The organism is Bartonella sp. MR168JLCBS (assembly GCF_042194175.1).
In genome coordinates, this window is the sequence record NZ_JBHIMP010000015.1 from 24,177 (window position 1) to 35,319 (window position 11,143).

10 protein-coding genes are annotated in these 11,143 nt (G+C 36.1%); 3 read left to right on the forward strand and 7 right to left on the reverse strand.

The window, feature by feature from the left end; translation table 11 throughout:
- Window positions 1-143 precede the first annotated feature (143 nt).
- Window positions 144-794, reverse strand: a complete 651-nt coding sequence (tmk, locus tag ACFIK8_RS07840) for a dTMP kinase (RefSeq protein WP_375635454.1) — start codon at window positions 792-794, stop codon at window positions 144-146.
- A gap of 582 nt (window positions 795-1,376) precedes the next feature.
- Entirely contained in the window at window positions 1,377-1,694 is a 318-nt protein-coding gene (locus tag ACFIK8_RS07845) for a hypothetical protein (protein ID WP_375635453.1), read from the reverse strand.
- Between the two features lie 180 nt (window positions 1,695-1,874).
- Here ACFIK8_RS07845 and ACFIK8_RS07850 point away from each other — a divergent pair, with 180 nt between their 5' ends.
- The 3 genes from ACFIK8_RS07850 (at window position 1,875) to ACFIK8_RS07860 (ending at window position 7,381) form a co-directional block, all read left to right on the forward strand.
- Window positions 1,875-3,065: a hypothetical protein gene (locus ACFIK8_RS07850; protein ID WP_375652672.1), complete on the forward strand. Its 1,191-nt coding sequence runs from the start codon at window positions 1,875-1,877 to the stop codon at window positions 3,063-3,065.
- Window positions 3,062-4,267 carry an ATP-grasp domain-containing protein gene (locus ACFIK8_RS07855; RefSeq protein WP_375652601.1) on the forward strand — a complete coding sequence of 402 codons (1,206 nt, stop codon included), beginning with the start codon at window positions 3,062-3,064 and terminating at the stop codon, window positions 4,265-4,267. The genes ACFIK8_RS07850 and ACFIK8_RS07855 overlap by 4 nt, the downstream gene beginning before the upstream one ends.
- Window positions 4,268-6,160: 1,893 nt before the next feature.
- The gene (locus ACFIK8_RS07860; protein WP_375635451.1) at window positions 6,161-7,381 is read left to right on the forward strand and encodes an MFS transporter; all 1,221 of its coding nucleotides are present in this window, start codon (window positions 6,161-6,163) and stop codon (window positions 7,379-7,381) included.
- Between the two features lie 560 nt (window positions 7,382-7,941).
- Here the strand turns inward: ACFIK8_RS07860 and ACFIK8_RS07865 are convergent.
- The 5 genes from ACFIK8_RS07865 to ACFIK8_RS07885 form a co-directional block, all read right to left on the reverse strand.
- Window positions 7,942-8,985: a tyrosine-type recombinase/integrase gene (locus ACFIK8_RS07865; RefSeq protein WP_375669127.1), complete on the reverse strand. Its 1,044-nt coding sequence runs from the start codon at window positions 8,983-8,985 to the stop codon at window positions 7,942-7,944.
- 2 nt (window positions 8,986-8,987) lie between these two features.
- Complete coding sequence (locus ACFIK8_RS07870) at window positions 8,988-9,236, reverse strand: hypothetical protein (RefSeq protein WP_015857131.1); 249 nt, start codon at window positions 9,234-9,236, stop codon at window positions 8,988-8,990.
- 114 nt (window positions 9,237-9,350) lie between these two features.
- Window positions 9,351-9,767: a hypothetical protein gene (locus ACFIK8_RS07875; RefSeq protein ID WP_375669128.1), complete on the reverse strand. Its 417-nt coding sequence runs from the start codon at window positions 9,765-9,767 to the stop codon at window positions 9,351-9,353.
- Window positions 9,764-10,612: a hypothetical protein gene (locus tag ACFIK8_RS07880; protein ID WP_375669129.1), complete on the reverse strand. Its 849-nt coding sequence runs from the start codon at window positions 10,610-10,612 to the stop codon at window positions 9,764-9,766. Before ACFIK8_RS07880 ends, ACFIK8_RS07875 begins: the two co-directional genes overlap by 4 nt.
- A gap of 132 nt (window positions 10,613-10,744) precedes the next feature.
- On the reverse strand, window positions 10,745-11,143 hold a 399-nt coding region (locus ACFIK8_RS07885; protein WP_375669130.1), incomplete at its 5' end, for a DUF488 family protein.

Consider the following 11,143-nt stretch of genomic DNA (forward strand, 5'->3'; position numbering starts at 1 on the left):
TTCCAATTAAAATATATAACGTGATATTTTTCCTGAGCAGTTAAATTATTGCAATCATATCTCTAAAGTTTCAGATTTAGAATACGAATACATAAGAAGGATTTATCGTGGATAAATTGATTAATAAATGATTTTATTCATAATCAAAAACAAACTTCATCTATATGACGTCGTATTTGATGATGAATTAAAGAAACAGAAGCAGTTCCATCAATTGTTATAAACCGCTCATCTATTTCTGATAAAACTTCGTATACTTCATAAACTTTTTCAATAAAAGAGAGTTGTTCTTCGTATTTTAAGTTTAAACCATCCCTTTTCTGCAACCGCTCCAGTATAGTAGTGGGCGGTAAATGAAGATAAAATGTAATATGAGGTCTTGGAATAGATTGATTTAATTTAACTACACTTTCAACAGAAAGCTCTCGAGCATAAAAATAAGCAAGACTAGAATAAACATATCGATCGCTAATTAATAAGTTTTGCGATAACATTAAGGAAGGTTCAATAATTTCAAGCGTATGTTTGCGTCTATCTGTCGCTGATAAGAGTGCGAAAAGCAACGGATCAATTGCTTTTCCATTATCTAAGTAATCTCTAATTTCTGGATTATTTCTATACCAATAACTGGATTGAAAAGTTTGTATTATATGTTTTTCTGTTGAATAATGGTGAGCAATTTCTTTTGTTTGTGTTGTCTTTCCACTCCCATCAAACCCGCATAAGACAATAAAAGAACCGGAAAATTTCTTTGGAGACCACATGGAATTATAAACTTTTTTATCAAGATACATTTTGTCTATATACTCTCCATAAGTTAAATTGTTTTATGTCTAAAATCTCTTAATGTTTAATAAGATGTTTTTTTACTCGTCTCTAAACAGAAAAACACAATACTCCCGCATTTGTATAACTTATTAACTTTATGATAAATGGCGGTATATAGACTTATTTTTAAGATAAGATTATATTTTAGACAACTGAAAATGAGATTAAGTATTTTTGAAAAATATATTTTTTGTTCACGCTACATAACCTGCCATTTTTTAACGAATTCTAGTAGAGTTTCTGAGGATTACTCCTATAACGTCGTGTAAGCGTATAGAAATGAGTTCGATCTAAGTATATTATTGCCCCTAAGGGCTGATACTAGATTGCGCTACACAGGAATCTAACGAAATCAACTCTATATTTTCTCAAACCACTGCCCACGCTATAAGCATTCGATATCCGATTCCGTCAAAAAGCAGCAGAGCAATTCTCAGAAAACATCGCTGAGATATTGAAATATGCCTTGCAAAAGCGTTTGAATCAAATGTTTCACTATATTTTTCGGTATATTCATAAACTGAAACTAAGAATATTATAATAAGACTTCAAACAACGACGACGCCCAAATCGGCCGTGACAAAGCCTCCTAAAACTGAACCAATAATACCTTCTCTATGAAAAAGACTACCATATAAAGGCTTTAATACAACCGCACACCTTAGCGCTAATGCCATAAATGTTTCTGATAGATAACGAAGTTTATTGTCACAACAACATCTAACAACCGTCAATAACAAAACCTCAACCTTGAGTATAAACAAAATCAACTTGAAAGCGCGAAATATATCTCTAGGACATAGTTCTTTATTGGCAAGCCACCTGCCAAGAGACGCAGTAAAAATACCAGCCTCCATCCTACTCATTCTCCTGAAAATAAGCTATCACTAGCATAAACATCAGCGTTCAATTTTTCCTACTGAAAAAACTTGACATGCCCAGCCATGTATGTATGTATTTATTATTCGTAAACATGTGTGCTGATTTATAATACTGCGTGTTTTTAAGAGATTTCGAAATGGGGGGATGATGTGCCCAAACAACTGATGTTTCGGTTTTATGGGCTTGTTGTCTTGCTATATCTTTCTGATATGGTTCTATTCTTAAGTAATCTTTGGAATGCTTATCGCATAACATCCTCATCGATTTTCCTAGGCATAACCATGGCTTTGGGCACCCTTACGCCTTACCTTTTAAAAAAAAGCGGACTTGTGCGCATTAAAGCCTCCCTGAGGTTGGTCGATTTATACAAAAGGCGGATCATTATCTATAGCCTTCTTTTATTGATTGCACTTTTCCATTATGCCGATTCCCCCTTTGGTTTTATCGCTGTCTCTATCTCTATCGGCTATCTCTCTTTGATTACCTTAAGCACTCTCGAGACTTATAATACTAAACTCGCACTTGGTGGTTATATTAGCGCCCAAAAGGCTTCCCGCATTATGCAAACAGTTGTGCAAATTGGCGCTTTTTTGGGAGCAGCACTGAGTGGTTATCTCTTAGAAGCGACCAGCCCTCAAGGAGCAGCGGCTGAAATTGGCTATAATGGTTTGATTGTGGCACTTTGTGTGTTTGACATCATTATAAGCCTTATAGCCGGATATATCATCTTTTGCGATGAATATAAAGCTACCGATACCACAGCACTTGCAACCGATAAGAAGTCCGTACCTACACCGCAAGCGAATGGACTCTCCCAAGAGCTTAAACTTTTATGCGTCTGCATAGGACTTATTGGCTTTCATATTTGCGCTTATAATACGCTGGCAACCATTCTTTTTCAAAGTGTGAAAAATTTTGGCTCTGAATATTATGGGCTTTGCAGTGCGGTCGCGGGCTTGGGCGCTTTTTTGGCTGCTTTTATCAAAATCCCTCGCTTTGAATTTATTCTCCCAGCCCTTATGTTGAGCGTGGCTGATCTTATTTTTAGCACCACACAATCGCCCTATTTGGCTGTGGTCTTTTGCTTTTTTATTGGCTTTTCAATGAATACCATGCGAATTAATGCCCGAAAACATACGATTGAAGCGACTAAAACAGAAGCTCAAGCAGAGCTGGTGGGAAGCTATAGCGGCATGCTTTATACTCTCTCCCAATCGGCAGGTTATGTTATCCTTGGTCTTCTTACAAGCTCTGCCCTTATGGGCCCTCAAGCAGCTGTTTATCTTCTACCCCTTATAGGAATGATAATCTTTATTTATATCCTTTTCTTTTTATCGCGGCAGGCCACAGCATGAGCAAATCCATTCTTATTGTCGACCCTTTCTCCACGGGTGCCCTCTATGGCCCTGCTTTGCAAAAATTAGGCTATACTTGTTATGGTGTTGTCTCTCAACAAGCTCCTTTTTCACACTATATGCTTTCTTATCAGGGAAAAGGCATGGCAGAAGCGAAACTTCATAATGTAGATGAGATCAAGACACGCTTTCCTATCGGTGCGATAGAGGCCGTGGTAGCAGGCGCCGAAGGGGGTATTTATTGTGCAGATCAATTGGCGGCTTATTATAATTGCCCTGGGAATAATCCCTCAACCACCGATTGGCGACGAAAAAAGGCAGTAATGCAAAGGCGCCTTTGTGAAAATGGTTTATCTTACATTCGGTCGAAGATTCTTACAAAAGGCGATTGTGCTATCGATGATTTTGAAAGTCATAGCGGCTATGTGGTAAAGCCAAATGATTCTGCTGGGAGTGATGGCATTTTGTTTTTCTCCAGCCGTGAGGAAGTGGCGGCATGGTCCTCTCGAATCGACTGGACGCAAAAAAATATTTTTGGCGCACCTAACGAGGCTTATTTGCTCCAAGAAAGATTGGAGGGAGAGGAATACATCGTCGACGCCGTCGTAAAGGGAGAGGCTATAAAAATATGTAGTTTATCACGATATAAAAAAGGTATTCATAATGGAAGTGCTTTTGTTTATGAATCGCTTGATGTGCTTGATGCTCAAGATCCTTCTTATGCCCCTCTTATCTCTTATGCAAAACAATGCATTCGCGCGCTGGGGATTGAATATGGACCCGCGCATATGGAAATCATGCAAACAGCTCGTGGTCCAGTGATGATCGAAGTAGGAGCCCGCCTCCACGGAGGAATTGCACCCACCTTGTTCGCACATTGCTATGAAGATGATTTACTTGAAAGCTCCGTTAATCTTATTGCAAGAGTGTTTTCGCAAAAACCAAGCCACTTTAAGAAAAAGGGGCGTATTATCTTTCTTATCAACAAGATCGACGGTCATATTATAAAAGATGTTAACTTATGGCAGCAAAAGCTTCATTCTTGGGAAAATGTGGTTCATTTTATGCTCTTTTTTAAAGAAAACGAGCCCCTCCCCCTAACCGTCGATTTAAATACCTGCCCAGCTATTATAGCAATTTGGGGACACAGTGATGATGAATTATCAGCTTTGGAGAGGATCATTCGTAGCAATTTCTTATAAAATACAATAATTGGAAAGAAAACATAGATTCATCAGCGTAACTAATTGAAAATATAGACAAATATTAAAAATTGATCAAGCTTAATGGATTAAACAACAAGGAAATAATTTTGTTTACAGCTTTATTGTCGAGCATTCGCGGATGGATTCTGGTATTATCTCTATCTGGAACTCCCTACAGGCATGAAGCAGAAAAGTTATCAAGCATACTTAGTATACCTAATGACAACTGCTATTACCATACGTGATGGCTCTAATGTAGGTGGATTTGAACTTTTAAATAATTTCTTAACTCTTGCATCACTCTATTTCCATACTTTTTAAATAATATTCAATAACTTAAGTAAAATAAATATTTTTTATTTTGGGTTTTGGTGTGTTGTTAATCTAAAGCATGTGAAGAGAATATATTAAAGAATTAAAATATTTATATATCGAGATTGAAGATGTCCTATTTTACCAAAAGAAGAACTATTATGACACAGGTGAATTTAGCTATTAATATTTTGTTGCAAACAAGTGGAAAAAGAATGCTGAACGTAGAAAAAGTTGCATAAGAATCTTTAACAAAAATGATTAAAATTTAGATAGAATTACAAGGTATGAAATAAAATTGGTTCCATCAGCACTGCAATTTTTTCTGGTTAATTTATTCTACCGATATCGTTAAGGCTTTCTTCTAATGACATCGCCTATCATTAGAGAGAGAGATGATTGTTTTTCGAATTGTGACAGCACACAAATTTCGTGATTTATTTTGCCCATCAAAAGATGTTGGTTAGTTGAGTAAGTTAAAAAAATACATAGCATTCCGTATAATGCCGTGTGTATGTATAAAACTTCTCCGAATGATCGTGTTAATAGCAATGTTGAAGGAGTGCCTTTTTGGAAAGATTGTACAGCAATTACGAGTATCTCTAGGAGGAAAAGCACTGATTTTTAGAACAGAGAGAAACATTGATCATAACAGTTTATTAGGCTAAACGCAGAATATTTATCCTAATAATTGATGATCGAATTGTAACAGAATAGATTTTTGATCATCATAAAGAAAAAGGTAGGAAGCATGTTTCTTTTAGTTAAGGAAGAGTGTTGCTCATTTTTCTTTCTAAAAGTAAGCAAATTCAAAGATAATTTTTTTGTTCTTATAATGGTGAGAAAATAATTGTCGAAGTTAGTGAAGGGGAGATTCCAATACATTATTACAAAGTTTAATAAAAGCTGGAATACTTAAAAACTCTTTAGCTGCTATAATGATTTAAGAATACCAGATTAGGATACGAGCAATTCAAGAGTTCAAAACTTTGTGATAATATTGGTTTAGAATTACATCCTGTTCATTCAGACGAGATGAGCCGATTATTATATGTCATAGAACCATATGGGCGGGAAATTAAAAAAAAGCTTATCCAGAATCTGACTTAAAGGTTTTGGGAACTTTAGTAGTAAGATTGGCTTGGTCTCATGTTACCCAAAAATTAGCACCCAATCTTGTTGTGACTAGACTAAATTTAGAAGATCTGCTCACTGAACGTTTTATAATATTATGAAATGATAAAAATATTAATATTTCTTCTTGTCCCGCACATGAAACAGATGCTATTTGTATTTGTTATCCTTTGCACCATTGTTCGAAATATATTTTAGATGGTTGTCACTTGAAATATGTCTTGGAAAATTATTGGAAAGTAATTTCCTATTATTTGTCTCAATCTATGGGCGCAACGTTATCAAGTATAGAATCCATACTGACAGATGACTTGCAAAAAATAAGTCCCTATAACGCATTTGAACTAAAATTTTATGAAAAACTGGAATTTAGTACCGAACCATCTTCGACAATGGAGAAAATCATAAAATGGCTCGAGTCTCTGTTTAAGAGTGAGAAAGCTATTGCGTAATTCTGTTTTTCTTATGATTTTGATTGGTTGTTTGACGAGTTTTTGTGCTAGTGGTGTATTATCTATTGGCCTTTCTTTGTTACAATTCCAAGATACAACTGGAAAAGCATCTGCTACTTTAAATGTTGTTAATTTAATCGCAATTGGAATTGCAGGCTTATGTTTGGGAAATGTGTTGGTGCGCTATCAAGGCTTTATAATTGGGTTTTATAGTCAAATTATTTGCGCTTGTTTATTATCGTTCTTATTATTTATAAACAATCCGGTACTTATTTTATTTGTATTTTTTTTACTTGCTCTCTTGATGGGGGCTGATAATCCAAATAACAATAGTGCCTTGAATCAGCTGGTTCCAGCTCCCAAACAAAAAGCTGGAATTTTTGCATTTTATACTAGTTGCTGTCAGTTTTTTGTTATTATATCCCCATTGCTTATATATTTTATAATTGCGCATTTGGGGCACAAAATAGCCATAGCCTTTATTGTGTTTATTTATCTTTTGAATGCCAGCCTATGGTTTCGTATAAAATCTATACAACAAATAAACAGAGTAAAAGAGCTATTAAAAAAGCCATCTCAAAAAGCTTATGGAGTTGGTTTTAGGTGCCTTTGGCGGGTTTCTGCGTTGCGTTTTTTAACGATTAATCGTATTTTGAATAATTTTCTCTATACGGGGCCTATTGTTCTATTGCCACTTGTTCTTGCATCTATAACATCAGATAATACAAAATTTACAGCTATTCAAAATACTATTTTTGCTTTGTCAGCACTGGGTTTTGTAGTCAATGGTCTTATCTCATCCTATTATTTACGAAAATTTCCATCTTTAATTCGTTTTTTTGTATGGGGAACACCGGCTTTTGCAGTGATCGCAATCTCTTTTGTTTTATATTTAAATTTTACTCAATATTCCCTTTATATTATGGGCTTTTTATTAGGTATTGGGCAATTTTATTTTAGGGTATCGGGAATAACAATTGGACAAGCTATCACACCTAGTGAAAATTTAGCCGAGGTGATTTTGGCAGGCGATGCCAGTGTGCGCATCATAACAGCTTTATTCTCTATTGTGCTTTTATATGCCGGAAATTTTTTTTCATTTTCTACATTATACGTCCTGTGTATATTTATAGGTTTTTGCGCCCCTTTATTTATTTTACACGGACTATCTATTTACATACAAAGCTTAGAAATAAAAGAAAGCACCGCATGAATGATCTTCAATTATTATATTACGTCAGCCTTTTTTGATTATCGTATAGATAAAAATTTTGTACAAATATTCATGACATTAATTTTAAATGAGCACATTGCGTGAGAAAAGCTGAGGTGTTCGTTACCTCTCATGTGGATAAAACGCATTTAGCCCGTTAATCGGAATTGCAAATAGCACTATGATCACCATTAATTCTGAAACTCTATCAGAAGTTAGTGATAATGGCAAAAATCCCTTAATGATATTTGAAGAGATCGTTTATGCTAGATCAGGTTATCTAAAGATCGAGAGGAGAGTAACTTAGAAGTTATAAAATTCATGGAAATTCAACTGCAATTTCTAGGTATACATAATGACAGATACAGATCAGCGCAAACTGGTCAATTGCAAACAGTAAAAAAATCCTGAGCTTTTTAAGCTATGTCATATCAAGCATATGAAAATTCGTTTTAAATTAATGGCGGAGAGAGAGGGAGCGTTATATTTATATAAAATCAATAAGTTATATAAAAGTTCGGGAGTTTTGATTCCGTTGATTCTTTTAACTTATTTTATGTCTATCCCGAACCTTTTTGTAGCTTTTTGATTGCTTCTATTGCAAGTCGTTTTCTATCAGCTGTTTTGGTATAAAGGGATGCCATTTTATCTTCTGTCCAGCCAAAAAGCGCTTTCATTTGCGAAACTGTCGCACCAGCATTGGCTGCACGTGTTGCTGCTAATTTTCGCAATCCGTGCGCTGATTTTTTAATACCTGCTGCATTACATGCTTCACGAAAGAGGTTGCCAAAACTTTCTTTGACAAGCTTATTTCCACCTTTACCACAAATGAATGTTTCATTACCTATAGGACCAATTTTAAGGGTTTTCTCTAGTTCTGGTAAAATAGGAAGAAAAACATCTGTTTTAAATTGGCTCTTTTCTGTTTTGAGATAAATGATATTATCTTTGACGTCTTTCCAGCCGATACGAACGGCATCACCACGACGCAAGCCTGTATAAAGAAGAACATCAATCCAGACGCGTTCATGTGTACCATGTGACCAACGGTGATAATATTTGTCTATGTCCTCTTCTAGCCATGGCAGTAATCCCTCACTGTTTAAAGATTTTGGTGCTTTTATATTAAAGGCAGGATTTCTATTTAAAAGGGCATTATCAACCGCCCAATTAAAGAGACCGTTTAAAGAGGTCAAAAAATGTTTTGCCGCGGCGGGGGTATCTCGCCTTCTGTCTACGGCTTCAAGAATGTGTTGTTTGTTTATGCTTTTATATGCACGATCACCGATATGTTTAGAAACATTATTCAGAATTCGATATTTAACTTTTTTAGTAGATTCTGATTGATTATGCCATTGCATGCTTTGTAAATACTGATGCAACAACCAATCGAAAGACCCTTCTGTGAGTCTGGTGCGCCTCTTTGTTTTGGAGGAGCCATTTTGCGCTTGTTTAATAGCCAGCGTATAATTGTCAACAAACTCTTGCGTTCCATAGGTTCCTTCAATCCGAAACCGTGGTCCATGACCAATACGTACATACCATATAACTTTACCATGGCGTGTACATTCACGAACAAGATGCGGTGGACGGCGTTTTGGCATGGCTAAAACTTTATACCGTCGACAGAGGGGCAGCTTTTGCTGGTCTCGTAGTCTTCTTGTTCATTTTCAAGCGGTGGAAAATCATCAATGCTATAAGTATTATCTGTCGTTGTTGGTGTTATGGTTTTATTGATATGAATTAATAATTCTCCTGTAGGTTTGATTTCTATGAGTTCACATCCTTGTTTTTTAGCTTCTCTTAAAGCACGAGCAATAGCTGGTTGCGTGATAGTAGGTGGGCGGTGTGGCATGTTTATTCCCCTTCATTTTAGATGTAATTCACTCGTGGCGTGAATCACGCTGGTGTTAAAATTTTGTTTGTGTTGCTAGAAAGGAATGTCGTCTTTTGCTGAAGAGTCGCCGTTCTAGGCGGTCATAGTTCGTTTACAAGCTTCTGAATTATCATAAATTTTTGTATCGCCATAAATTCTTGAATCATTATCGATAACCACATTTCCATAAATTTCTACGCTTCCAAAAATATGACCTCCATATATTTTGACGTTATTATAAATTTTTGCATTTCCAAAAATCTCTGCATTATAAGCAACTTGTGCGTTATCAAAAACCTTAGCGCTATCGTAAATATTGGCAAACAAATACGCCTTGGCATCATTATAAATCCAACAATCGTTTTCATGACTTAAATTGTCTTCATGCTCTATAAAGCCGCCAAGATCACCTGCCTTTACATCTCCAAAGTCTTTCAATGCACGGATGCGGTAAAGCGTAATGTATCCATCAAACTCAATTGTTTCATCAGTAAGTTCGTATTTTCTCATCTGGTCTTTTCTCCAGTTGATATGGCGTTATAGTCATCAACGTGTGCGCTACGGTAAACTTTTGCATCACCGTAAACTTTTGCTTCTCCGTAAATTTCTGCATTATCGTAAACACGTGCTTCATCGTAAACGCGTGCTTCATTGTAAACTTTTGCACGCCCATGAACATGTGCATTGCCAAAAACCAAGGCATCACCAAAAACCTTGGCATAACCGTAAATCTCTGCATTATGGGAAATGCATGCCTCACCGTAAACGTGTGCATGATCATAAATTTTAGCATCACCATAAATCCTTGCACTATCGCACACATCTCCGTCTTTAACTTTTGCATTGCCATAAACTTCTGCCTTATCGGAAACATATGCATAACCGTAAACCTCTGCATTTTCTAAAACTTTTGCATAATCGTAAACGCGTGCATAACCGTAAACCTCTGCCTTATCGTAAACACGTGCTTCATCGTAAACGCGTGCACAATCGTAAACCTCTGCCCTGCCGTAAACGCATGCATAACCGTAAACTTCTGCTTCTCCATAAATTTCTGCCCTACCGTAAACGCGCGCTTCATCGAAAACGCGTGCGCTCTCGTAAACATGTGCATTATCGGAAACTTTTGCTTCATCGAAAACAAGTGCATTGCCATAAACACGAGCATCTCCAAAAACACAAGCCTTATACCAAATCCAACAATTGCCCTCATGGGATAAGTTGCCTTCATGCTCTATAAGACCGCCTAGGTCGTCTGCTTTAATACCACCAAAGTCTCGTAAGGCACGAATGCGGTGGAGAGTTTTGCCATCAACTTCAATTGTTTCATCAGTAAGTTCATATTTCTTTTCCATGATTTATTTCCTTGATTTGCGCACAATCCACCCGTAGCGTGAATCATGCATTACTTAAAAGTTGTTAGGAAAGGGTGGGGGTGCTGGGAGGAGAGAGCACCCCCATATGTAAAAAGTTTGTAAGTTTATTTTTTAGATGTGTTCAATTTCATATTTCCAATCAGGCAATTGAGTAAGAGCTAATGCGAGTTGTCCTCTATGGCACATGCATACATTGGCTTCAAAACAGGTGATTGCAACACGCTTTTTATTTAAAAAAATTTGATATAATTTATTTATTGCACAAGAATTATTCTTGAGAGTTGTATTTTGATAATCTTCAAAAAGGCGGTCATAATCTTTTTGTGTTTTCAAATTTCTTCGTTTTTCAGAAGTAATTCCAAGTTCAGGCATATGCATATATTCAATATCAATGTTGCTTACAGCTTGCTCTAATTGTCTTTTCGAAAATCCCTGTTTTCTACTTATTGGATTTTTACGAACATCACATAAAGTTTTGATATTGTTTTCTATGAGACAACTAAGATAATT